Source organism: Dokdonella immobilis (assembly GCF_900115085.1).
Taxonomy (GTDB): domain Bacteria; phylum Pseudomonadota; class Gammaproteobacteria; order Xanthomonadales; family Rhodanobacteraceae; genus Dokdonella; species Dokdonella immobilis.
The window spans coordinates 19986-45379 of the sequence record NZ_FOVF01000030.1; the positions used below are offsets into that span (position 1 = coordinate 19986).

Here is a 25394-nt window from a genome sequence, read left to right on the forward strand (position 1 = left end):
GCCCTGAATGCCGCAAGGCTGCATGCCTGGTGCGCGGGATGGCTATACTGCGCCGCGCAACGAGGAGGACCGGCGGATGCTTTGGACGAGTTGGGTGCTGGCGCTGATCGCGTTCGCCGCGGTTGCCTATCTGTTCATGCGCCTGCACGACGAGCGCGCGAGCACGCAGCGTCTGCGCAACGAGCGCATGCATCTCGCCGACGAGATCGAGCAGCTGCAGGCGACCCGGGCGCGGCTCCTCGAGGCCCAGCCAATGCAGATCGCCGGCCGCATGGCGGCCGTCGTCGCCGGCGAAATCGACTTGCCGCTCGGTGCGACGCGCGATCAGGTCCAGGGCCTCGGCAAGCAGCTCGATGCCTACCGGCAACTGGTCAAGAACTATGACGCCGCCGTGCAGTATTGCCTGCAGCCGGTGGAAATGATCTTCGGCGCCGACAAGGCCGGACTCGATCAGTTGGTGAAACACGTCGAGGAGGCCCGCCGCCAGCTTTTCAGCGCGCGCCGCGAACTCGAAAAGAGCCCCCTGCTCAGCGATTCCAAGTCGGCCCTGGCCGCGGCGGCTCGCGAGCTCGAGCGTTCGACCTTGCTGGTCGGCGGTCTGCGCAGGCTGACCCGCGCCGACAGCACAGGGACCGAATCGGTCGATATCAACGCCAGCCTCGACGCGGCGCTCGCCCTGGTGACGCCGAGCTGGGGCGAGCGCATCACGATCGTGCGCGAGTACACCGACCTGCCCGCGGTGACCTGCCTGTCGGCCCAGATCTGCAGTGCTTTTCTGCACATTCTTGACAATGCGGCAAAAGCCATCGAAGGGCGCGGTACCGTTTCCGTGCAGACCCGGGCCGGCGGCGCGCGCAACGTCGAAATACGCATCGCCGATACCGGTGCAGGCATCGAGGAGCACGTCCTTCCGGAAATCTTCGAGCCGTTCTTCTCGACGCGAAAGGATGCACTCGGACTCGGCTTGAGCAATGCCCAGGCCATCGTCAAGGCACATGGCGGGTCACTCAACGTGCGCACGACGCCGGGCAGTGGAACCACGGTCATCGTCAGTCTGCCGATCGTCGCCTCGACCTCACTCAGCGTTCCTGCGGTCGCCGTCGGTCCCTGATTCGCGGCAGTCCAGGCGACCGCGAAACGATGCCGACCACTCTCGTCCTCGGCGGCAGCGGCCAGATCGGCCGCTTCCTCGTGCCGCGTCTGCTGCGCAGCGGGCAAACCGTCATCGTGCTGAGCCGGCAGGCGCGTGCCGGCGCCGACCCCAACCTGCAATGGCGGCAAGGCGACCTGTTCGGCGCGATGCCGGAGATGCCGCAGCTCGCTACGATCTACAGTCTCGGCCCGCTGGATGGTTTCAGCGCCTGGCTGGAGCGGACCCGACTGGCCGGCCGGCCGCGCATCGTCGCCATAGGTTCGATGAGCGCGATCAGCAAGCAGGATTCGGCCGATGCGGCCGAACGCACGTTGGCCGCGACGTTGCAGCGGGCCGAGCAGCGCCTGATCGCGAGCGCCGAGCACAACGGCCTGGCCTGGACCCTGCTGCGGCCGACCCTGATCTACGGCGCCGGCATCGACCGCAGCCTGAGCCTGATCGCCCGGCACGCCAGTCGCTGGCACCTGTTCCCGCGCCTGCTCGGCGCCACCGGCCTGCGCCAGCCCGTGCATGCCGAGGACCTGGCCGACGCCTGTCTCGCCAGTGCGATCGCGACGTTCACGAATCGCGTGTTCGACCTCGGGGGCGGCGAGCGCCTGAGCGTTTCGGCGATGCTCGCGCGCGTGCATGCCTCGCTGCCGCGATTCGCCCTGACTGTTCCGCTGCCCCTTGCCGCGGCAGGCGTCGCCCTGGCCTGTGCCCGCCTGCATCCACGCTGGCGTGGCATCCACTACGGCGCCCTGGCTCGCCTGCGCGAAGACCTGATTGCCGAGGACGGCGCCGCACGCGAGCAAATTGGCTGGTCGCCACGGCGCTTTGAGCCGAACCCCGCCACCTGGCAAATCCAGCCGCTGCCCTGAGTACTGATCAGTACACCATTCCCTGCCGTATGGTGCGTTGCAACATATTGTTGTGGCACGTGATTTTCTGTTAAGAGGACGTTGCCAACGACCGTTTGAACGGCCTAAGATGAGGTCGCAGAATTACCATCCAGAAGGGGATTCAAATGCAGGCCCGATTGTTTGCGGCAGCGCTACTGCCGTCCCTGTTCCTCGCCGCTTGCGGCGGTGGGAGCAATAGTCCCCGAGCGGTCGACACGCCGGTCGCCACCAACAACGACGGGTCCCCGGTGACCGGCGTCATCACCGCGCGGTTCGACCCGAGCAACGGCGTGGTGCCGAACCCGACCAATCTGCTGCTGTCGGGCACGACCGACCTGACGATCAATATCCCGGTTGCCGATCCGACCGATTTCAGCAATCCGCGCGTCGCCATCAATGCGCTCGACGGCTTCAGCACCGCTTCGCCGATGTCGACCGGATTCTCGGTGCCGATCAAGCCGAGCTCGGTCGTCGCCGGCAGCAGCGTGCGCGTCTTCCAGGTGACCCTGACCGGTCCCGGCGGCGGCGTCACCGGCATCACCAACGAGCTGCAGCCGAACGTCGAATACGTCACCGCCTTGCCGAGTTCGGATACCAGCGGGCGCACCGTGGCGATCGTGCCGACCAAGCCGCTCAAGCAGCTGACCTCGTACATGGTCGTGATGACCAATGGCATCACCGACAACCGCGGCAACGACGCGACCCCCGACCAGACCTACTTCCTGGCCAAGCGCACCTCGCCCCTGTGCGTTGGCGGCGCGTCCACCGATCCGCTGCTCCCCAGCGCCACCGCCTGCGCCCTCGAGCCGCTGCGCCAGCTGACCAACTCGCAGGAATTTGCCGCCAGCCAGGCCGGCATCGACCCGAGCAAGATCGTGCTGTCCTGGGTCATGACCACGCAGAGCATCACGCCGGTGCTCGGCGCGGTGCAGGCGCGTACCGCGCAGACGCCAGCCGCGGCTACGCAGATCGCACCGACCGGACTCAACCTGTCCCAGCTCAACCCGGCGCTGCCGCCGATCGCCGACGTCTACATCGGCACGATCGACCTTCCCTACTACCTCAACGCACCGACCCAGACCGCACCGACCGCACCGCTCGGCGGATTCTGGCGTGCGGCCCCGGGCGCCTACGTGCCACCGTTCAACCAGTTCGGACTCGATCCGACTTCGACATTCGTGACCTTCGCCAATCCGTTGCCGGTCGCGAATACGACGCAGAAGGTGCCACTGGTGCTGACCGTCCCGAACGCCGCTTCGGGCAAGACCAAGCCGGCCGCGGGCTGGCCGATCGTGATCTTCCAGCACGGCATCACGCGCAACCGCAGCGATGCCTTCGCCATCGCCGGCACGCTCGCCTCGCAGGGCTTCGCCGTGATCGCCATCGATGCGCCGCTGCACGGCATCACCGATCCGGCCAGTCCGCTCAATGTCGCCAACACGCCGTTCGCGGCCCTCGGCGCCCGCGAGCGTACGTTCAACCTCGATCTCTCGAACAACACGACCGGTGCGCCGGGCCCCGACGGCGTGGTCGACAGTTCGGGCAGCTACTTCATCAACCTGCCGAGCCTGCTGACCTCGCGTGACAACATCCGCCAGGCGGTCGCCGACCTGCTGGTGCTGGCCCGTGCCGTTCCATCGGCGCACTACAGCAACAGCGCCACCGATTTCGACGGCTCGCGCATCGGCTTCGTCGGCCAGTCGCTCGGCGGCATCATCGGCACCGTGTTCATGGGCGTGCAACCGAACGTCCAGGTGGCCCTGCTCAACGTACCGGGCGGCGGCATCCCGCGCCTGCTCGAAGCGTCGCCGGCGTTTGGCCCGCGCATCATCGCCGGACTCGGCGCCAGCGGCCTGTCGCCGGGCACGCCCGACTACGACGCGTTCTTCGGCGCCGCCCAGACCGTCACCGACTCCGCCGACCCGATCAATTGGGCCCTGCCGGCCAACAACAGCCTGCTCGCCTCCAAGCGCCTGCTCCTGCAGGAAGTCGTCGGTGGCGGCGATGTGTTGCCCGACCAGGTCATTCCGAATGCCGTGGCCGGCGCACCGCTGTCCGGCACCGAGCCGCTGATCCGTACCCTGGGTCTGAGCGCGATCACCCAGTCCACGCAGTCGGCAGCCGGGATCCGTGGCGTCGTCCGCTTCACCCAGGGCAACCACGGATCGCTGCTCGACCCGACCCAGTATCCGGCCGCCACGGCCGAAATGCAGGGTGAAATGGCCAGCCTGCTGGTCAGCCAGGGCACGGCGGTCCAAGTCAGCAATCCCTCCGTCATTCGCACGCAATAACCGACCTGGTACTGGAGTCCCACATGAAGACTTGCAAAACAACCCGGGCCAGTTCGCGCATGCGCAGTCCGGCCCTGTCCGCCCTCTCGGTCGCCCTCGCGATGGCCTTCGCCGGCCAGGCGCAGGCACTCGAATTCGGCGACCAGGACGGCTTCAACGCCGTCATCAACACGACCATCGGCTACGGCATCGGCTGGCGCACCCAGGATGCTTCCGATGACCTGATCGGCAAGGCCCAGTTCGACCCGACCTCGTTCGCGCTGGGCCTCGGCAGCGCGGCCCAGCGCGCCGAGCCCGGCCGCTACTCGGTCAATGGCGACGACGGCGATCTCGCCTACAAGAAATGGGATCCGATTTCGAACGCGATCAATGCGACCGTCGAAGTCAACATGCGCTACGGATCCGACTGGGGTGCCTTCGTGCGCGCCACCGGCTTCTACGATTTCGAGAACAACGATCGCGACAACCTGTCCGACGCGGCGAAGAGCCGGGTCGGCACGCAGTCGCGCATCCTCGATGCCTTCGTCTTCCATGACTTCACCATCGGCGGACGCCAGGCCACGGTGCGATTCGGTCGACAGGTCGTCAGCTGGGGCGAGAGCACCTTCATCCAGGGCGGCATCAACTCGATCAATCCGGTCGACGTGTCCAAGCTGCGCGTGGCCGGCTCCGAGCTCAAGCAGGCCTTCCTGCCGGTCAACATGCTGTGGGGTTCGTACAACCTCACCGACAACTTCTCGGCTGAGGCCTTCTACCTGCTCGACTTCCAGAAGACCGATCCCGATCCGGTCGGCACCTACTTCTCGACCAACGACTTCGCCGTGATTGGTGGCCGTTACGTGATGCTGAACTTCGGCACGGTGCCGCAGCCGGTCATCAACACCGACCTGTTCGATGAGGTCTGCCTGCAGGGCAACTTCGCGGCCAGCGATACCGGCCTGCCGGCGAACCTCGTGGCGGCCGGTTGCAGCGCGGCGTTCCCGCGCACGAAGACGCGCAACGCCAAGGACAATGGACAGGGCGGATTTGCCCTGCGCTATCTGGCCGAGAACCTCAACAACACCGAATTCGCGTTCTACGCGATGAACTACCACAGCCGGGTGCCGCTGATCAGTGGCATCGCGGTGACCAACTCTTCGGTGACCTCGGGTTCGTACTTCACCGAGTATCCGGAGAACATCCACCTGTTCGGGGTCAGCTTCAATACCCAGCTCGAAGCCAGCGGCATCGCCCTGCAGGGCGAATTCAGCTATCGCCCGAACCAGCCGTTCCAGATCGACGACGTGGAACTGCTGTTCGCCGGCCTGTCGCCGCTCAACGTGCTGATCCCGCAGCCCTACCTGCGCTTCGGCAGCCAGCTCGGCCAGTACGGGCCTGGCGACGAGATCCCGGGTTACGAGCGGCACAAGATCGCCCAGCTGCAGTTCACCGCGACCAAGGTGTTCGGTCCGGGCAACTGGGTCGGCGCGAACCAGGTGGCCATGGTCGCCGAAGTGGGCTTCACCAATGTCGACCTGCCGGACAACCTGCGCTTCAACGGCGACGGCACCGACACCGGTGGCGGCGGCGACGTCAATACCGGCGTCGGCCGCAACCCGATCACCCAGGTCGGCGGCTTTCCGACCCGCTTCTCATGGGGCTATCGCATTGCTGCCCGCGCCGACTACAACAACGTCTGGGGCACGCCGATCAACCTGTCGCCGCGCATCGCGTTCAACCACGATGTCAATGGAACGACACCGGGACCGGGCGGCAGCTTCGTCGAAGGCCGCAAGTCGGTCACGATCGGTACCGAAGCGAACTACCTGAGCAACTGGGTGTTCGACATCTCCTACACGAACTTCTTCGGTGGCGGTTCGTTCAATCTCATCCATGATCGGGACTTCGTCCAGGTCGCGGCCCGCTATTCGTTCTGAGGGTACGATCCATGACACTTATGAAGAAAGCAGGACTGGCCGCCATCATCGCCACCGCGATGATGGCCCAGGTCGCGGTCGCCAAGGTCAGCGCGGCCGAGGCGGCCAAGCTCGGCGTGACCGGAACGCCATTGACGCCGCTCGGCGCCGAACGCGCGGGCAACGCCGACGGCACGATTCCGGAATGGACCGGCGGCATCACGCAGCCGCCTTCCAGCTACAAGGTCGGCATGCACCATCCGGACCCGTTCCCCGGCGACAAGCCGCTGTTCACGATCACGTCCAAGAACTACAAGGACTACGGCGACAAGCTGTCGGCCGGCCAGAAGGCCATGTTCGAGAAGTATCCGGACTGGCGCATGGTCGTCTATCCGACCCGGCGTTCAGCCTCGAATCCGGCCCGTACCTACGAAATGACCATGAAGAACGCGCTTACCGGCGAACTGGTCGGCGAGGGCGATGGCGTGGCCAAGGTCGCCGAGGGCATTCCGTTCCCGATCCTCGACAGCGATCCGGCCAAGGCCGGCGCGCAGGCGATCTGGAACCACAAGCTCAAGTACAAGGGCGTTTCGGCCCGACGCTGGTCCGATCAGGCGCCGGTCACCGCGAGCGGACGCTACGTGATGGTGCGCATCAAGGAAGAGCTGCTCGGACTCTACTACCGGCAAGGCGCGACCCTGGCTGAAATCAACAACATCCTGATCTACTTCTACCAGGAAGTCGTTTCGCCGCCCCGCCTGGCCGGCCAGGTCCTGCTCGTGCACGAGACGCTCAATTCCGAAATCGGCCAACGCCAGGCCTGGGTCTACAACCCCGGCCAGCGCCGCGTGCGCCGCGCGCCGAACATCGCCTACGACAATCCGGGCACGGCCGCCGACAACCTGCGTACCACCGACATGACCGACATGTTCAACGGCGCCCTCGACCGCTTCAACTGGAAGCTCGTCGGCAAGCGCGAGATGTACGTGCCGTACAACTCGTACAAGGCGCACAGCGACAAGAGCAAGGTCGAGGACATGCTCAAGCCGGGCTATGTCGATCCCGATTACCTGCGCTACGAGTTGCACCGGGTCTATGTCGTCGAAGCCACCCTCAAGCCCGGCCAGCGCCACATCAATCCGCGGCGCACCTTCTACCTCGACGAAGACAGCTGGCAGATCCTGACCACCGACCACTACGACAGCCAGCAGAACCTGTGGCGCTACTCCGAGGCGCCGAGCGTGAACTACTACGAAGTGCCGGTGTTCTGGTCGACCCTGGAAGACCACCACGACCTGAAGTCCGGCCGCTACATCGCGGTGGGCCTGGACAACCAGGAAGAAATGTACGACTTCTCGTTCCAGACCACGCCGGACATGTTCTCGCCGCAGTCCCTTCGTCAGCGCGGCATCCAGTAACGTCGGCCTCGATGCATTCGCCGCCGCCGTTCCCCGCTCGGGGAACGGCGGACTCCACGAAGTGACGGCGGCCTGACCGGGTCGCCCGCGAAGCTCAGGTACCCCGCATGCCGCGCCTCACCACACCGTCCGTTTCAATCGTTCTCGCGCTGGTCTTCGGCGCGAGCCTGGCGAGTGCCGAGGACAAGGCCTCGCTGGCGCCCCTGGCGGCCGATCCGCTGGCCCGGCCGACCGAAGTGATGCCGCTGGCCGATGGCACCCTCGTTCTCGATATCGCCCGCGCCGGAAATCGCATCGTCGCCGTGGGCGAACGCGGTCACATCCTCTATTCCGATGATGGCACGGCCTGGACCCAGGCCGCCGACGTGCCGCTGCGCAGCACCCTCACCGCGGTTGCCGCGATCGACGGCAACATCTGGGCGGTCGGCCATGACGGCGTGATCCTGCACAGTGCCAACTCGGGCGAGAGCTGGGAAATCCAGCGCCGCGATCCGCGTGGCCAGCCCGCCGAGGGCGTCGATCCCGACGACATCCGCCAGGGTGCGCCGTTGCTCGACGTGCTCTTCACCGACCTCAACCACGGTATCGCCATCGGCGCCTACAGCCTGCTTCTGGAAACGAGCGACGGCGGCAAGCACTGGAGCGGGGGTCGCATCCCCACCTCGGCGAGCGATGCTGCAGCCGATGCCGAGGTCGCGGCCGAGAGCGTAGACGAGCAGGCGGCCCATGCCAGCAACGACATGCAGAGCTCGGTGTTCAGCGCCGACGAGCTGAAGATCGGCCAGGAGAGCGACCCTCACCTGAATGCGATTGCCCGCACCGAGAGTGGCGGCTATGTCATCGTCGGCGAGCGTGGCGCCATTTTCCGTTCGCAGGATGGCGGCAAGCTCTGGGAACGCTCGCAACTGCCGTATGACGGTTCGATGTTCGGCATCGTCGGCTATGAGGGCCAGCACGTGCTGGCGTTCGGACTGCGTGGCCACGTCTTCGAGTCGAACGATCTCGGCGTCACCTGGAGTGAGCGGCCCACCGGCAGCGAACTGAGCCTGATGGGAGGGGTTCCGCTGGCCAATGGCGGCGCCATCATCGTCGGCGCCAACGGCATCGTGCTGCATCGAGCGCGCGATTCCGAGCCACTGACCACCTCGACCAATACCGCGGCCGGCGTCATCGCCGGCGTGTTGCCGCTCGACTCGGACGGCACACTGCTGATAGCCAGCGAAAACGGCCTCAGTCGCTTCCAGCCCAAGTAACGGGGACGCAATGAGCGCAGCCAGCTCCAGCAAGAAGCCACCCAACGCGTTCCATCGTGCCGCTGAACGCCTGGTCTTCGGCAGTCGCCCGGTGGTCCTGATCCTGTTCGCGATCGCGACCGTCGTGCTGACCTACTTCGCCGCCCAGCTGCGCGTCGACGCCGGCTTCAAGAAGCAGATCCCGCTCAAGCACGAGTACATGCAGACCTTCATCGACTACGAGCAGGAGTTCGGCGGTGCCAACCGCGTCCTGATCGCGGTGATGGACAAGAACGGCGACATGTTCAACCAGCCGTTCTTCCAGACCATGGAGCAGATCACGCTCGATGCCAAGGCGATCGACAGCGTCGACGAGGCCCGCGTGCGCTCGATCTTCACACCGAACGTGCGCTTCGTCGAAGTGGTCGAGGACGGCTTCGCCGGCGGCAACGTGATCCCGCAGGACTTCACGCCGAACGTCGAAGGCTTCGAGGCCACGCCCGAGCAGTTCGCCACGATCAAGGCGAACATGGAGAAGGCCAGCATCGTCGGCCGGCTCGTGGCCAAGGATTTTTCCGGAGCCATGGTCTGGGTGGATCTGGTCCCCGAGAATCCCGAGAAGGGCGTCAAGGTCGACTACAACAAGATCGCCGAACAGCTCGATGCGATCCGCGCCAAGTACGAGAACGAGCACACCACGGTCGCCATCATCGGCTTCGCCAAGATGGTCGGCGACATCACCGCCGGCGCGCGCTCGGTGATCTGGTTCTTCGGCCTGACCATCGCCTTCACCTGGCTATTGCTGTTCATCTACTCGTCCTCGGTCAAGCTCGCCTCGCTGACCGTGTTCTGCGCACTGATCTCGGTGATCTGGATGCTCGGTGCCCTGCGCCTGCTCGGCTTCGGCATCGATCCGATGAACATGCTGACGCCATTCCTGATCTTCGCCATCGCGGTCAGCCACGGCGAACAGATGATCAATCGATACCGCGGCGAAATCTTCTTCGGCGGCCTCGAGGAAGGCACGCCGGAAGAGCTGGCCAAGCGCACCGGCATCGATCCCGAGACCGCCGCGCGCAACGCGTTCCGCGCCCTGCTGGTGCCCGGCTCGGTGGCCCTCGTGGCCGGCTGCATCGGCTTCGCCGCGATCCTCGTGATCCCGATCCGGATCATCTTCGAACTCGCCATCACGGCCACGGTCGGCGTCGCCCTGACCGTGCTGACCGACCTGGTCCTGTTGCCGGTGCTGCTGTCCTACACGCGACTGCGCAACCTGCCGCGCAAGCGCGCCTACCGCCTGCGCCAGCTGACCCAGTTCGACAAGATCTGGACCTTCCTCGCCCGCTTCAGCCGGCCGGTGCCCGCGGCCATCATCCTCGTCGCCGGCATCGCGATCTGGTTCGTCGCCGAACGCTATGGCGAGCACGTGATGATCGGCGATGCGCAGAAGGGCGTCGCCGAATTGCGGCCCGACGCGCGCTACAACCAGGATGCCGTGCTGATCAGTGAAAAGTTCGCGCTCGGCGTGGACATCCTCAACGTGATCGCCGAGGGCCCACCCTCGGCGTGCACGAACAGCTACCCGGTGATGGAGCTGATCGACCGCTTCGCCTGGCATCTGCGCAACGTCGAAGGCGTGGCCCAGGTCATGACCCTGCCGATGGCGGCCAAGGTCGTCAACGCCGGCTGGAACGAAGGCAACGTCCGCTGGCGCGTGCTGCCGCGTGACTCGGACACCTTGCGTCTGGCCACCCAGGGCTTCGAGACCGACACCGGCCTGCTCAATGCCGATTGCAGCGCGATGCCGATCATGGCTTTCCTGACCGACCATCGCGCCACCACGATCGATCGAGTGGTCGGTGCAATCAAGGAATTCCGCACCGAGAACAAGTCCTGGGCCGGCGGCAATGTGAACCTGCGCGAAAAGCTCGCCGAACAGGCCGCCGGCGGCGACGTGCCCGAAGATGGACTCAACGAGGTCAACCTGCGCCTGGCCACCGGCAACGTCGGGGTCATGGCGGCGATCAACGACGAAGTGCGCGCGGTCAAGCGGCAGATCCTCTACATGCTCTACGCGGCCGTGTTCGTCATGTGCCTGATCAGTTTCCGCAGCCCACGCGCGGCCTTGTGCATCGTGCTGCCGCTGGTCCTGGTCACCGAGCTAGGGCATGCCCTGATGGTCTATCTCGACATCGGCATGAAGATCAATACGCTGACCGTGGTTGCCCTCGGTGTCGGCATCGGCGTCGATTACGGCATCTACATTTTCGCCCGCATGCGCGAATCGCTGCTCGCCGGCAAGCCCCTGACCGAAGCCTATTTCGCCTCGCTCAAGACCACCGGTATCGCGATCTTCTACACCGCCCTGACCCTTGCTGTCGGCGTCGGCACCTGGGTCTTCTCGGACCTCAAGTTCCAGGCCGACATGGGCGTCATGCTGACCTTCATGTTCGTGGTAAACATGATCGCGGCGATCGTGTTCCTGCCGGCCCTGTGCCGCTGGCTGTTGCGCCCGATGGAACGCGCGGCCTGAACGCATGCGGCCCGCCCTGGGCGACCGGCCCGGGGCGTGGAGTGCCGCGCAAGGGTCGCAACAAAGTGCAACCGTCACGAAGCCCTCACTCGGAGGATCGCGTCGCGTCGACGCGGACAGATTGACCCGTCCTTCATGTCGGCGCGACGAGGATCTACGCGCCGCCTAGGCGACCGGGGTGCCGAACCAGCTGCCGACCCAGGCGGTCGCGAGCATGGCCAGGGCGCTCCAGATCACCACGCGCGCCGCCCCGATCAGGACCGGCGCGCCACCCGCCCGCGCCGCCGCCGCGCCGAGCAGGGCCAGAGACAGCAGCGCAGCGAGCATGACCCCGACCACGCGATGACCCTCGGGGATCAGCATCACGCTGACCAGCGGCAGGGCCGCGCCGACGGCGAAAGCGGCTGCCGAGGAGCCGGCCGCGAGCAGCGGGCGCGCGCGCGTTTCGTGGGTGATGCCGAGTTCGTCGCGCGCATGCGCGCCCAGCGCATCGTGGCGTGTCAACTGGGCCGCGACCTCACCGGCCAGCGCCGGATCGAGCCCGCGCTTGACGTAGATCGCGGCCAGCTCGCGCAGCTCGTGCTGCGGACTCGTCTCGAGCTCGCGCCGCTCGACATCGAGGTCGGCACGCTCGATGTCGGCCTGCGAGCTGACCGAAATGTACTCGCCGGCCGCCATCGAAAAAGCACCACCGACCAGGCCCGCCACGCCGGCCAGGAGGATGCTCGGCAGTCCCGCATGCGCGGCGGCCACACCGACGATCAGGCTGGCCGTCGAAACGATGCCGTCATTGGCGCCGAGCACCGCGGCGCGCAGCCAGCCCATGCGATCGGTGCGATGCGATTCGGTGTGATGCTTGAGCATGTGCGGAATCCGGAAACGAAATCAGGGAGACAGGTACGCCGCGCGCGGCCGTTGCGGCGCAGATCAGTAGCTGATGTTGAGGCGGCGCATGAGCTTGCCGGCGAGCCAGGCCGGACCGATCAGCAGGTAGGCCAGGTCGGTGAAGAAGGAGGGCCGCGCGCCTTCGATCAGATGGCCGACGAACTGGCCGATCCAGGCCAGCACGAAAGCCCCTGCGGCGACCCACAACAACGTCTGCGGCCCGATCGACCGATACAGCGCTTCGGTGATCAGGCCGAATACGATGAACACCAGAAGCATGGCCAGGCCGATCGGCCTGGACATCTTCCAGTAGAACGCGAAGGCGCCGATCATGGCCATGGCGCACCAGAACCCCGGGCGCCCGATCGAGGGCGCCACCGGAATCACCCAGAGAGCGGCGATCGCCGACCACAGGATGACCGGAACGCAAACCCAGTGGATCAGGCGATTGACCGGATTGCGGTGATCCTTGCTGTAGTTTCCAAACCATTCGTTGACGCTGCGCATGCCAGGATCTCCGACGGACACGAATGCCGAGTCTAGTCGAGCCGGTCGGCTGCTGTCGCCGACTGCAGGGCCGGTACAGCGGTGCCTGGCCACGGTTCACGATGGGGCGAAATGCGCAACGTATGCAGCGGTGAGCTGTACCACTCGGCGACGTGGCCGCCTTCGAAGCGGATCCAGGACGGGCCGTACAGCCAGCGATCGCCCTCGCGCGCCATCGGTGCGCCGATCACCTCGATCACGACCTGTTCGGGCATGCCGAGGCGAAGACCCTCCGACTGCCCTGGAACCTCGAAGGCCGGCGTGGCCGGTTCGCGCCGCGCCGCAACGACGCTCTCCACGTCCGTTGTGTCTTCGTCGAATGGCCAGAACGCGAGCAGGGCGGTGAGGCCAAACCCGGCGACGACGATGGCCGGGCCCAGCCGGCGTCGCCTGCGTCGCGGCGGCGCCGCGGCGAACACCGGTGGCGTTCGCGCAGCGCTCTGCTCGGACGCGGCAGAGGGCAAGGCACCGGGCAGGCGACCATGCTGGCGATGGAATTGCAGGCCGGCTTCATAAAGTCGGGTCAGGTTCTGCAGATGTTCGGTGGCCAGATGCTGGGAGATCGGATCCTTGGCGCTCAGACGATCCGGATGGACCCGGGCCACGCGTCGACGATAGGCCAGCTTGAGGTCATCGATGCCGGCCCCCGGTTCCAGCTGGAACTCGCGATACAAACGCAGGAAATCGACACCCTGAACCATTGCATGAACCTGCTGCGGACCAACCCGGCTGCACCCATGCGAACAAACCGGAACGGTATCCAGTATAGCCCCGGCGCCGACCGCATCGATCGGCGCCGATGCCTCAGTCGAGGCGGATATCGGCCAGCCGGAACAGGGCTTCCGCATATTTGGCCGCGGTCGCTTCAATCACCGCGGCCGGTATCGACGGTCCGGGCGGCTGCTTGTTCCAGCCCAGCGATTCGAGATAGTCGCGAACATACTGCTTGTCGAAACTCGGAGGGCTGGTGCCGATCCGGTACTGATCGGCCGGCCAGAACCGGGACGAATCCGGCGTCAGCATTTCATCCATGACATACAACCTGCCGTCCGCATCGGTACCGAACTCGAGCTTGGTGTCAGCGATCAGGATGCCGCGGCTTGACGCGAATTCAGCGGCGAACCGATACACGGCAAGCGTCGCGTCGCGGACCTGTCCGGCCAGCTCGGCGCCGACCTGGTTGGCGACCACCGCAAAGCTGACGTTCTCGTCGTGGCCGCCCACCGCGGCCTTGGTCGAGGGCGTGAAGATCGGCTCGGGCAGGCGCTCGGCCTGGCGCAGTCCACGCGGCAGGGCGACGCCACAGAGCGATCCGCTGGCCTGGTAGTCCTTCCAGCCCGAGCCGATCAGGAAGCCGCGCGCAATGGCCTCGAACGGCACCGGCTTCAGACGCTTGCTGATCACGCTGCGGCGCGCATAGAGCGCAGCATCGACGCCCGCCGGCAAGACCGCTTCGACGGCGCGGCCGGTCAGGTGGTTTGGCACGACATGCGCGGTGCGGGCAAACCAGAAATTCGACATCTGGGTGAGGATCTCGCCCTTGCCCGGAATCGGGTCGGGCAGGACCACATCGAATGCGCTGAGGCGATCGCTGGCGACGATCAGCAATTCGTCGTCGGACAATGCATAGACATCGCGGACCTTGCCGCGGTGGACCAGGTTCAGACCGGGCAGGTCCGACTTGAGCAGGGTAGTGGGCACGTGCCGGTATCCAGAGCGCAACGCAGCGCCCAGTTTAACCTCAGACGAACGCCCGGGCCGTGTAAAATCCGCGGTTCGCCTTTCGCGGAAACCTGCTCGATGACGACCCGGAAACCGACGACCCCACCCCGAGCACCGGCCCGGCCCCGGCCGCACGGAGACCACCCCGCAGGTGGCGTGGGCACGTTGGCCGCTTGCAGCCAGGCCAGGGGCGCCTGAACCGGTGAGCATCATCGGCAAGCTGGTCGGCGGCATTCTCGGCCTGCTCATCTTCCGCAACTTCATCGGCGCGATGATCGGCGCCTTCGTCGGCCACATGTTCGACCTGAGCATCTCGCAGGCGCGCATGTCGGCGCGGGCATCGTCGTTCGTCGAGCCGCTGTTCGCGTTTGCCGGCGCCCTGGCCAAATCCGATGGGCGCGTATCCGAACTCGAGATCCGCGCCGCCGAGGCGCTGATGAACCGGCTGCGTCTCGATCCGGACATGCGGCGCATGGCCATCGAGCGCTTCAATGAAGGCAAGGCGCCGGAATTCGAAGTCCATCTCGCCGTGGCCGAGTTGAAGGCCTGGACGCGCGGACGTCGCGACCTGGCCTTCCTCCTGCTCGACATGCTGCTCGACCTCGTCCATGCCGAGGGCACCCTAGCGGCGAACAAGCTGGCCATGGTGCGCAAGCTGTGCTGGGCGCTCGGGGTCAGCGATGCGGAGCTCGCGGCGGTCTCGGCGATGAAGGGCTATGGTCCGGCCTACGGCGGCCCGCAAGGTCCGCGGCCGGGCCAGCAACCGTCGCGCAACACCGTGCCGACCGCCGACCCCTATGTCGTCCTCGGCATCACCCGCGAGGCCGAAGCCAAGGACATCAAGCGCGCCTACCGCAAGCTCATGAGCCAGCATCACCCGGACAAGCTCGGCAAGGTGCCCGAGGAGCTCAAGCACCGCGCCGAATCGCGGGCCCGCGAGATCAACGCCGCCTACGAGCGCATCAAGAGCGAACGCGGCTTCACCTGACCCCCCGCGGGCTTGCACGCGCTGAGACAGGCGAACGCCGTTTTGCGCCCTTTCTCCGGAGAACCCGTCCTCCGGAGCACGTCCCATGCACAGCCGCCTCTTGTCCGAACGCATCCTCGCCATCGCGCTGACCCTTGGCGCCGGCTCTGCCTGGGCCCAGTCCGAGCGCTGGCAGCCGCTCGAAAGGATCGACGTGCAGCCTGGCGGCACGGCCACCGCAACCCGTTTCGCGCTCGCCGAAGCCTCGATCAGTGATGATGGGCGCTGGGTCGTTTTCTCCTCGACCGCGGCCGATCTCGTCTCCGCCGACAGCAATGCGCAATCGGACGTGTTCGTGCGCGATCGTCGCAACGCCGGCACACGCCGGTTGAGCCTGCGCGCCGACGGATCGCAAGCACTGTTGCCGAGTTATCGCGCCCAAGCCACGGCTGATGGCCGCTTCGTCACCTTCGTTTCCAGTGATGGCCAGCTGGTCGGCAACGACCAGAACTCGGCCGCCGACCAGTTCCTGCTCGACCGCGATTCAGACGGCAATGGCATCCTCGACGAAGCGGGGGGCACGAGCATGCAACTGGTCAGCCTCAACACCGCCGGAGCGACCTTCTTCAATGGCGCCAAGAGCGTCATCGCCGCGCTCGACACGAACGGCAATGCCGTCACCTTCGTCACCCTGCAGCCGCTGGCCGGCAACGACAACAACGGCCAGCCCGATGTCTACGTCCGCGACCGCCTTGCCGCCACGACCCGGCTCCTCAGCCAGTCGACTGACGGCACGGTCGGCAACGACGAAAGCCCCGACTTCTTTGCGCCACCGGTCGACATCAGCGACAGCGGAAGATGGGTCGCCTTCAGTTCCAACGCGACCAACCTCGACCCGGCGAGCCCGGGGGCCGGACTGGGGATCTTCCTGCGCGACCGCGACAGCGACGGCAACGGCACGCCGGATGAAACCGGCGGCTCGACGACCCGCCGCATCCGCGTCGCCGCGCCCGGTGGCATGGAGCTGCCGATTGGCGCATTCGCCCAGTTCGACCTCAGCGGCGACGGTCGCTGGATGGCGATCGCCGCCTCCAACGCGGCCGGTCCCAACCCGGCGGGCTCGGACATCTACCGGCATGACCTCGGCCTCGACCTCGATCTGCCGGTCGTCTTCGTTGCGGCGGACTGGCGCAAGGGCAATTCGACGTGCTGCGGCAACCAGGGTCCGAAGATCTCGCGCCAGGGCGGTGTCCTGGCCTTTACCTCGACCCAGAACTACAGCTTCGCGGGGGTCGGCACCGGGCGCAGCGATGTCTTCGTCGAAGCCGGCACCGGCACGCTGACCCGGATTACCGACTACCCGGTCCCGGCCAGCCAGGACGATGGGCTCTCCTACGGCGTCGTCGCACTTTCTGCCAACGGCGCCTACATGGTCGTCGCCGTTGCTGCCGCGGGCACGAGTGCATCGGCCGCCGAAGGCTATTTCGTCTATCAGCGCGATCGCGTATTCGATGCCGGATTCGAACCGGCGCCATGACCGCCCGCAAGCCGCCGGCGCCGACCCACGACTTCGGCCGTCGACCTCTCGCGAGCCCGCTACAATCCCTCCCTGCAGGGGGTAGGGGATGGACGACAGCGGCGCGATCACCGGGTTGCTCAGGCGCATGTCGGCGGGCGACGCGCAGGCACAAGCGGACCTTGTGCCGCTGGTCTATGCCCAGCTGCACGCACTCGCCGCCCGCTATCTGCGCGGCGAACGCGCCGCGCACACGCTGTCGCCGACGGCGCTGGTCAACGAGGCCTGGCTGCGCCTGGCCAACGAAGCCGGCGTCTCGCCGGCCGACCGGCGTGACTACTTTGCCCTTGCGGCACGCCGGATGCGCCAGGTGCTGGTCGACCATGCGCGGCGGCGCGCAGCCGCCAAGCGCGATGGCGGCCAGCGCGAAAGCGCCATCACGCTCTCGTCGCTGGCCACTCCGCGGGACGGTGGTGAGGTCGACACGCTGGCGCTCGACCAGGCCCTGCAGCGCCTCGAGGCGCTCGATGCACGCAAGGTGCGGGTGGTCGAGCTGCGCTATTTCGCCGGCCTGACCATGGACGAGGTGGCCGACGCGCTCGACATTTCGCGGGCGACGGCGCAGCGCGACTGGGAGGTCGCGCGCAGCTTCCTGTTCCAGGCCTTGCAGTGAACCCGGCCGATCCGATCGTGGCCGACACCGCGATCGCCTCGGCCGCGCTTTCGCTGTTCGAAGCTGCGCTCGAACTGGTTGCCGGCGAACGTGAGCCGTTCATCCAACGCGCGACCGCCGATGACCCGGAACTGCGCAATGCCACGCTCGCCCTGCTCGAAGCGCATGCCGCCAGCGAAGGCTTCCTCGATCCAGGGCCGCCGCTCGGGCGCGAGCTGGGCGGCTACCGACTGCTCAAGTCGATCGGCAGCGGCGGCATGGGCCAGGTCTGGCTGGCCGAGCGCATCGACGGTGTTTTCCGGCAATGCGTGGCGATCAAGGTGCTGGCCAGCACGCTCGGCGATCCCGATGCGCTGCGCCGCGCCGAAGCGGAGCGCCAGTTCCTTGCCTCGATCGATCACCCGAACATCGCCCACGTGCTCGACGGCGGCAGCACCGCAGAGGGCCAGCCCTATGTCGTCATGGAATACGTCGATGGCGCACCGATCGACCGCTGGTGCCGGCAACAAGCCCTCGATCCGAGGGCACGCGTGCGCCTGTTCCTGCAGGTGCTCGGAGCCGTCGAGGCGGCCCATCGTTCGCTGATCATCCATCGCGACATCAAGCCGGCCAACGTGCTGGTGACCAACCAGGGGCTCGTCAAGCTGCTCGATTTCGGCATTGCCAAGTCGCTCGACCCCAGCGATGCCGGGGCGACCCGAACCGGCTGGATGCCGATGACGCCGCAGTACGCGAGTCCGGAGCAGCTCGCCGGGCGACCGCTGACGACCGCCAGCGACATGTATTCGCTCGGTCTGCTCCTGCACGAATTGCTGACTGGCGTTGCCGCCCACCGGGTCGAGCCGCGCAGCCTTTCCGAGCTTGCGCGGTTCGTGTCCAGCCATGCGCCGTCGCGACCGAGCGAACGCATCGATACGGAAGCGCTCGGTATCGGCTCGTCACTGGCACGTCACTGGCGCGCGCGGATTTCCGGCGATCTCGATCGGATTGTACTCAAGGCCCTGGCGCCCGAAGTGCCGCGTCGCTACGGCTCCGCCCTGGCTTTCGCCGATGACCTTGAACGTTGGCTCGAGACGCGCCCGGTCTCCGCGCGTCCGGGTGGCGGCGGCTATCGCCTGGGCAAGTTCCTGCAGCGCAACCGGCTGGCTGTGGGCGCGGGCACGGCCGTCGTCTGCGCGCTCGCCATCGGCTTGTCGGTGGCCGCCGTCCAGCAACGGCGCGCCGCCGAGGAGGGCCAGCGCGCGCGCCAGGCGAATCGCTTTCTGACTGACATGATTGCCCGCGCCGATCCGTATGCCAGCGGCAAGCCGCCGACCTTGCTCGAGGCGCTTGACCGTGCCGTTCCCGACATTCCCCGGCAATTCGCCGGCCAGCCGCTGCTCGAGGCCGATGTCCGCCATGCGATCGGGCGCGCCTACCTGATGCTCGAGCGCAACGATGCGGCGCGGGAGCAGCTCGAACTCGCCGCCACCCTGCGTGCAGCGGAGGGAGGGACCGACTATGCGCGTGTGCTCGACTCGCTCGCCATTCTCGCCTGGCAAGGTGGCCGTTATGCTGAAGCCGAGCGTCAGTTCAGGACCGCGCTGGACCAGTGCGAGGCCGACGAGAATGGCCGGGCCCAGCGCTCGGAAGTTCTCAACGATCTGTCCTCGCTGCTGTCGAGCGTGGGTCGCAACGCAGAGGCACTCGATGCGGCCGTACACGCCCGCGACATCAAGGCCACGCTGGCCACGGTTTCGCCGCGCGAACGGGCCGTCGTGCAAGCCAACATCGGTGCGGCGCTCGACGGCCTGGGTCGCTATGACGAGTCGATCGCCGCCTATCGCGAGGCCCTGGAGATCTTTGAGTCGCTGCCGGCGCCGCCCCTGCTGGACATGGCCGTCAGTCTCAACAACCTCGCCTACGTCCAGCGCGAAACAGGTCACATCGAGCAGGCCGTGCAGAGCCAGGAGCGTGCGATTGCGCTGACCGTGCAAGCGGTCGGACCCGATTTCCCGCGCCTGGCCGTGCGTTATTCGAACCTGGCCCTGCAGTACGCCGAGCTCGGCCGGCATGCGGATGCCACCCGGGCAGCAGCCGAGGCGCTGCGCCTTTCGCCGCTCGCGTTCCGCGCGAATGATCAGGCCATGGGCAACCTGTATGTGGCGGTCGCCCGCGTCAGCCTGGCCGCCGGCGACGCGACGAAGGCCAATGAATTCGCGCGCAAGGCGTTGCGCGTGTATGACGCGGCCGAATCGGTCGAGGCCGGACGGCGCGAAAAGGCGATCGCCATCCTCGATGTGCCGGCCGCCACGACTCAGTCGAACCGGCGGCGCAATGACCGCTGAACCTTGAGCCGCGGCCCGGGTCCAAGCACGGCGACGGCATTCGGTGCCGCTCCCGCCGGCCCCGATCCCTGCCCGGTCGAGCCGGGCCTTGCCGGCACCCCTGGCTGCGGATTCACCGTACCCCATGCTCATCATTTCGCTGACCTGCATCGCCCTGATCGCGCTGGCAACCGTGCTCCACTACGAGGTGCTGTCCGGTTTGAGTCACTGGCTGCCAGGCCTTTCGATGCGAGGCCGCGCCAAAGTGCTGGTCGTGGTGCTCATGGTGTTTCTCGCGCACGCCATGGAGATCGCGCTGTACGGCTCGGGCTTCCATGTACTGGCGAACCATCTCGGGCTCGGCGGCTTTACCGGCGGGGCCCACGCGAGCCTGAGCAACTGCCTGTACTTCTCTGCGGAAACCTACAGCTCGCTCGGCTTTGGCGACCTCACGCCGAGTGGACCGATGCGGCTTCTGGCCGGCGTCGAGGCCCTGAACGGCCTGCTCCTGATCGGCTGGTCGGCGTCCTACATCTACATTTCGATGGAGCGTTTCTGGTCGCGCGATCCGGCCAGGCCGGTGCCCTGAATTCAATCGGCCGAAGTACCTGCGCTATGGTGGGATCCCGCAGTCGGCAACAGGAGGTCCATTCGAGATGACGGCAACTGCAACCCGATCGGCAACAACGCTCCGGCGCGCCCCGCTCGCCGCCCTGCTGGCATTCGCGGGTCTCGCTAGCGGCATGTTCTGGGTAGCGCCCGATGCAGCAGCGGACGGTTCGCGCCAGACGCGGGCCGCGCAGGATCGCGGCGAGGCCAGCATGCGCATCGACAATGCGAGCTGGCAGGCCGGCAGCGCCAATGCGCGCTTGCGCGGAACGTCGCTGAATGTCTCCGCGATGCATTCCAATCGCGTCGAAGAGACCGTGATCACCGAGCGGCTTTCGCTGCGGATCCCGGACTACCGGGGTCCGGGTCAGTATGCAGCGGCGATCGGGTCGAGTTTTGTCCGCGCCGGCATCCGCATTCCGAAGAACGCCGATGACAGCACGGAAGCGGACAGCGAAGTCCTCACCGATGCGCTCAAGGGCGCCCGCATGATCCGCCTGGACAATGCCGAGGTCGAGATCGACAGCGTCGACGACGGCTTCGTCGGGGGCCGCTTCCGGCTCGAAGCCGCCTCGGCTGGCGCGCAGCCTGCGATCTCCGAAGGTGTGTTCCGCGCCCGCCTGCGCGAGTAAAGCGCTGGCCGGCGGAGTCGCGCCGGCAGGGTCGCCGAGGCTTGCCCTCGGCGCGCGTATGAACGAGGATCGTCCGATCCCCGCTGCTGCGCCGTCGTCCATGTCCCGATCCTCCTGCGTCATCGCCCCGTCGATCCTGTCCGCGGATTTCGCCCGCCTTGGCGCCGAGGTCGATGCGGTGATCGCGGCTGGCGCCGAATGGGTGCACTTCGATGTCATGGACAACCACTACGTGCCGAACCTGACCATCGGTCCGCTGGTCTGCGCGGCGCTGCGCAAGCACGGGGTGACGGCGCCGATCGACGTGCACCTGATGGTCAAGCCGGTCGACCGCATCATTCCGGATTTCGCCGACGCCGGGGCCAGCCTGATCAGCTTCCACCCGGAAGCCTCCGAGCACATCGACCGCAGCATCCAGCTGATCCACGCCAGCGGCTGCAAGGCCGGGCTCGTGTTCAATCCGGCCACGCCACTGGGCTATCTCGACCATGTCCTCGACCAGCTCGACCTGGTCCTGATCATGTCGGTCAATCCGGGCTTCGGCGGGCAGTCGTTCCTGCCCTCGGCGCTCGACAAGCTGCGCCGCGTGCGCGAATTGATCGATCGCAGCGGCCGTGACATCCGCCTCGAGATCGACGGCGGGGTCAAGGTCGACAACATTGCCGAGATCGCGCGCGCCGGTGCCGATACCTTCGTCGCCGGCTCGGCGATATTCGGCAAGCCCGACTACGCCGCTGTCATCGCGGCGATGAAGGCTGCCGTCGCCCAGGCCTGAACAGGCCCCTGCTGTCACGCTGCAGCGGGCCGCGCGGGCCGCATGCCTTTCGACCCTCGGGTTTCCGCGCGACGAACGCTACAATCGCCGATTCAACGCCGTTGCGGAGTTCCCGATGCATCGATTCGTTCCCGCCGTTGCGCTTGCCTTCGGCCTCGCTTCCGTGGCCCAGGCGCTGCCTGCCGGCAACGCACGCCTGCTGCGCTTTCCCGACATCTGCGGCGACGCGATCACGTTCGTCCAGGCCGGCGACATCTACATCGTCGCGGCGAGCGGCGGCACCGCCCTGCGCCTGACCTCGCACGCCGGCCAGGAGCTGTACCCGAAGTTCTCGCCGGATTGCCGCGCGATCGCGTTCTCGGCCGAATACGACGGCACCCGCCAGGTCTACGTGATTCCGGCCGGCGGCGGCGAGCCGCGCCAGCTGACCTGGTACAACGACATCGGCGCGCAACCGGTCCGCGGCGGCACCGACTACCGTGTCCTCGACTGGACCCCGGATGGCCGCAACGTCCTCGTGCGGGCGAACCGCGTCGCAGCCGACGACCGCGGCGGCCGGCCCTACCTGGTGCCGGTCGACGGTGGCATGGAAACCCCGTTGGCGGTTCCCGAGACCGGCGGCGGCATGCTCTCGCCCGATGGCAGGACCTATGTCTACACGCCGATCGATCGCGAATTCCGCAGCTGGAAGCGCTATCGCGGCGGTCGCGCCCAGGACGTCTGGACCTATGACCTGGTCGCCAATACATCGAGGCGCCTGACCGACGACCCGGCCACCGACAACCAGCCGACCTGGGTCGGTGACACGATCTACTTCACCTCCGACCGCAACTACACGTTGAACCTGTTCGCGCTGTCGCCGAATGGCGGCGAGCCGCGCCAGGTCACCCATTTCACTGATTTCGACGTGCTCTGGCCGAGCGCCGGCAAGGACGCCATCGTGTTCGAGAACGGCGCTGCGATCTGGCGCTTCGATCCGAAGACGGAGCAGGCGACCGAGGTGCCGATCCGCGTCACCGGCGACTTTCCGCAGACCCTGCCGGGCTGGAAGAACGTGGTCGCCCAGGTCGAATCCTTCGACCTCGGCGGCGACGGTGATACCGCGGTATTTGCCGCGCGCGGCGAGCTGTTCCGGCTGCGCCTCGAGGACAAGGACCTGCGCAACCTCTCGCACACGGCGGACGCCCGCGAGATCGGCGTGTCACTCTCGCCGGATTCGAAAACCGCGGTCTATCTGTCCGATGCCAGCGGCGAATACGAGCTGTACCTGCAGTCGATGGACGGTGGCGAGCCGAAGCGCCTGACCCGCGATGGCGACATCTGGCGGTTCGCACCGGTCTGGTCGCCGGATGGCCGCCATCTGGCCTATGCCGACAAGAAGCAGCGCCTGCGCATCGTCGATGCCGGATCCGGCAAGACGCAGGACGTCGACAGCAGCCGGCACGACGACATCACCGAATACGTCTGGTCGCCGGACGGACAATGGCTGGCCTACACCTTGGAAAACGACGCCGGACTGACCCAGGTCTGGCTCTACTCGCTGCAGGACGGAACGCGCACCGCCGCCACCGAGGCGACTTCGAGCGCGTTCAGCCCGGCCTTCGATCCGCAGGGGCGCTGGCTGTACTTCCTCTCCAACCGCGACTTCCAGCTGCAGTTCAGCGCCTACGAACAGAACTACCTGTATGCCAACGCGACCCGCATCTATGCGGTCAGCCTGGCCGCGGACGGACCGTTCTTCGATGCCGAGACCGGGCACGCGCCGAAGCCTGTCGAAGATCCCGCGGCGAAGCCCGCGCCGCGGCGCGTCGACGCCGACGGCATGATCGGGCGCGAACAGGTGCTCAAGGCCGGCGCCGGCAACTACCGCAAGCTGCAGGCCCGCTCGGCTGCGGTGTTCTATGCGGCCATGCCCGGCGGGCGCGACGACGGCGACTTCGAACTGCGCATGCTCGCGCTCGATGCCGACAGCGAGACGACGATCGCGCGCGGCCTGGCCGACTATCGCCTCAGTGCGGATGGCAAGCAGGTGCTGGTCCAGCTCGAAGGCAAGTTCGCCCGGCTCGAGGCCAAGGCCGACCAGGATCCGGCCAAGAACATGCTCGACCTTTCGCGCATGAAGGTTCTGGTCGATCCGCCGCGCGAGTGGCACCAGGAATTCGTCGATGCCTGGCGCATCCTGCGCGACTGGTTCTACGACCCGGGCATGCACGGCGGCATCGAACGCTGGAATGCGGTGCGCGCCCGCTACGAACCGCTGGTCGCCCATGTCGCCACGCGCCAGGACCTCGACTACCTGTTTCAGGAACTGGTCGGCGAGGTTCAGTCCGGGCACGTCTACGTGCAGCAGGGCGACCAGCCCAAGGTCGAGCCGACCCCGGGCGGACTGCTTGGCGCCGATATCGCCGCCGACGCATCCGGCTACTTCCGCATCGAACGCGTGTTCAAGGGTTCAAGCTGGGATCCGCGGCTACGCTCGCCGCTGGACCAGCCCGGCGTCGCCGCCGATGCGGGCGACTACCTGCTGGCCGTCGACGGTGTCGATGCGCGCAGCGTGAAGAATTTCTACCAGCTGATGCAGGACAAGGGTGGGCAGGTCATCAGCCTGCGCATCAACAGCAAGCCGCAATGGGAAGGCAGCCGGGAAGTCAGGATCAAGGCCCTGGTCTCGGAACTCAACCTGCGTTACGCCGACTGGGTGGCTTCACGACGGGCCATGGTCGATCGCCTCTCCGGCGGTCGCATCGGCTATATCCATGTCCCGAACACCGCGGTCGACGGCAATCGCGAACTGTTCCGCGGCCTGCTCGCCTACTCGGACAAGGACGCGCTGATCATCGACGATCGCTACAACGGTGGCGGCTTCATCCCGGACCGCATGGCCGAATGGCTGGCGCGCAAGCCGCTCAACTACTGGAAGCGTCGCGGCCTCGATCCGCAGGCGACGCCGATGCTCTCGCACGATGGACCGAAGGCGATGCTGATCAACGGCCTGTCGAGTTCGGGTGGCGACGCGCTGCCGTACTACTTCCGCAAGCTCGGCCTCGGCAAGCTGATCGGCACGCGCACCTGGGGTGGCCTGATCGGCATTTCGGGCAACCCGTCGCTGGCGGATGGCGGCATTCTGCTGGCCGCCACCTTCCGTTTCCTCGATACCGACGGCCACTGGGCGGTCGAGAACGAGGGTGTGCATCCCGATATCGAGGTCATCGACCGCCCCGAGCTGATCGCCCGCGGCCAGGATCCCGGTGTCGAGAAGGCCGTCGAGGAACTGCTTGCCGAACTCGCCGCGCATCCGCCGAAGAAGATCGTCGCGCCGCCCGCACCTGTGGACTTTGGTGCGCCGGCAAAGCACTGAGA

19 protein-coding genes are annotated in these 25394 nt (G+C 66.8%); 15 read left to right on the top strand and 4 right to left on the bottom strand.

Annotation, left to right across the window (positions count from 1 at the left end; translation table 11 throughout):
* Positions 1 to 76: 76 nt before the first annotated feature.
* The 7 genes from BM125_RS16205 (at position 77) to BM125_RS16235 (ending at position 11403) form a co-directional block, all read left to right on the top strand.
* Complete coding sequence (locus tag BM125_RS16205; protein WP_175498143.1) at positions 77 to 1111, top strand: sensor histidine kinase; 1035 nt, start codon at positions 77 to 79, stop codon at positions 1109 to 1111.
* Positions 1112 to 1140: 29 nt separating this feature from the next.
* Positions 1141 to 2013 carry an SDR family oxidoreductase gene (locus tag BM125_RS16210; RefSeq protein WP_092409886.1) on the top strand — a complete coding sequence of 291 codons (873 nt, stop codon included), beginning with the start codon at positions 1141 to 1143 and terminating at the stop codon, positions 2011 to 2013.
* A gap of 146 nt (positions 2014 to 2159) precedes the next feature.
* On the top strand, positions 2160 to 4325 hold the full coding sequence (locus BM125_RS16215) for an Ig-like domain-containing protein (protein WP_092409888.1): 2166 nt from the start codon (positions 2160 to 2162) through the stop codon (positions 4323 to 4325).
* A 23-nt stretch (positions 4326 to 4348) separates the two neighbouring features.
* A complete protein-coding gene (locus tag BM125_RS16220) occupies positions 4349 to 6241 on the top strand; it encodes a DUF1302 domain-containing protein (RefSeq protein ID WP_092409890.1) in 1893 nt (630 codons plus the stop codon).
* A gap of 11 nt (positions 6242 to 6252) precedes the next feature.
* Entirely contained in the window at positions 6253 to 7638 is a 1386-nt protein-coding gene (locus BM125_RS16225) for a DUF1329 domain-containing protein (protein ID WP_217647899.1), read from the top strand.
* Between the two features lie 107 nt (positions 7639 to 7745).
* Positions 7746 to 8891 carry a WD40/YVTN/BNR-like repeat-containing protein gene (locus BM125_RS16230; RefSeq protein WP_092409894.1) on the top strand — a complete coding sequence of 382 codons (1146 nt, stop codon included), beginning with the start codon at positions 7746 to 7748 and terminating at the stop codon, positions 8889 to 8891.
* Positions 8892 to 8901: 10 nt separating this feature from the next.
* The gene (locus BM125_RS16235) at positions 8902 to 11403 is read left to right on the top strand and encodes an efflux RND transporter permease subunit (RefSeq protein WP_092409896.1); all 2502 of its coding nucleotides are present in this window, start codon (positions 8902 to 8904) and stop codon (positions 11401 to 11403) included.
* A 165-nt stretch (positions 11404 to 11568) separates the two neighbouring features.
* Here BM125_RS16235 and BM125_RS16240 read toward each other — a convergent pair whose 3' ends face one another.
* From BM125_RS16240 to BM125_RS16255, 4 genes are all read right to left on the bottom strand, one after another.
* The gene (locus BM125_RS16240; RefSeq protein ID WP_092409898.1) at positions 11569 to 12267 is read right to left on the bottom strand and encodes a VIT1/CCC1 transporter family protein; all 699 of its coding nucleotides are present in this window, start codon (positions 12265 to 12267) and stop codon (positions 11569 to 11571) included.
* A gap of 63 nt (positions 12268 to 12330) precedes the next feature.
* Complete coding sequence (locus BM125_RS16245; protein ID WP_092409900.1) at positions 12331 to 12795, bottom strand: Mpo1 family 2-hydroxy fatty acid dioxygenase; 465 nt, start codon at positions 12793 to 12795, stop codon at positions 12331 to 12333.
* A 32-nt stretch (positions 12796 to 12827) separates the two neighbouring features.
* Complete coding sequence (locus BM125_RS16250) at positions 12828 to 13535, bottom strand: J domain-containing protein (RefSeq protein ID WP_092409902.1); 708 nt, start codon at positions 13533 to 13535, stop codon at positions 12828 to 12830.
* Between the two features lie 103 nt (positions 13536 to 13638).
* On the bottom strand, positions 13639 to 14535 hold the full coding sequence (locus BM125_RS16255; protein WP_092409904.1) for a phosphoribosylaminoimidazolesuccinocarboxamide synthase: 897 nt from the start codon (positions 14533 to 14535) through the stop codon (positions 13639 to 13641).
* Between the two features lie 223 nt (positions 14536 to 14758).
* Here BM125_RS16255 and djlA point away from each other — a divergent pair, with 223 nt between their 5' ends.
* The 8 genes from djlA to BM125_RS16295 all read left to right on the top strand — a co-directional run bounded on the left by djlA (position 14759) and on the right by BM125_RS16295 (position 25392).
* Positions 14759 to 15544, top strand: coding sequence for a co-chaperone DjlA (gene djlA, locus BM125_RS16260; protein ID WP_092409906.1), 786 nt, complete (start codon positions 14759 to 14761; stop codon positions 15542 to 15544).
* An 85-nt stretch (positions 15545 to 15629) separates the two neighbouring features.
* A complete protein-coding gene (locus BM125_RS16265) occupies positions 15630 to 17060 on the top strand; it encodes a hypothetical protein (protein ID WP_092409908.1) in 1431 nt (476 codons plus the stop codon).
* Positions 17061 to 17148: 88 nt separating this feature from the next.
* On the top strand, positions 17149 to 17712 hold the full coding sequence (locus BM125_RS16270; protein WP_092409910.1) for an ECF-type sigma factor: 564 nt from the start codon (positions 17149 to 17151) through the stop codon (positions 17710 to 17712).
* Positions 17709 to 20039: a serine/threonine-protein kinase gene (locus BM125_RS16275; protein ID WP_092409912.1), complete on the top strand. Its 2331-nt coding sequence runs from the start codon at positions 17709 to 17711 to the stop codon at positions 20037 to 20039. Before BM125_RS16270 ends, BM125_RS16275 begins: the two co-directional genes overlap by 4 nt.
* Positions 20040 to 20163: 124 nt before the next feature.
* Positions 20164 to 20607, top strand: a complete 444-nt coding sequence (locus BM125_RS16280; RefSeq protein WP_092409914.1) for a potassium channel family protein — start codon at positions 20164 to 20166, stop codon at positions 20605 to 20607.
* Between the two features lie 67 nt (positions 20608 to 20674).
* The gene (locus BM125_RS16285) at positions 20675 to 21259 is read left to right on the top strand and encodes a hypothetical protein (RefSeq protein ID WP_139225078.1); all 585 of its coding nucleotides are present in this window, start codon (positions 20675 to 20677) and stop codon (positions 21257 to 21259) included.
* Positions 21260 to 21359: 100 nt separating this feature from the next.
* Positions 21360 to 22034 (top strand): ribulose-phosphate 3-epimerase, encoded by a 675-nt coding sequence (gene rpe / locus BM125_RS16290; protein WP_092409918.1) that lies wholly within the window; start codon positions 21360 to 21362, stop codon positions 22032 to 22034.
* A 115-nt stretch (positions 22035 to 22149) separates the two neighbouring features.
* Complete coding sequence (locus BM125_RS16295; protein WP_092409920.1) at positions 22150 to 25392, top strand: S41 family peptidase; 3243 nt, start codon at positions 22150 to 22152, stop codon at positions 25390 to 25392.
* The last annotated feature ends 2 nt before the right edge of the window (positions 25393 to 25394 follow it).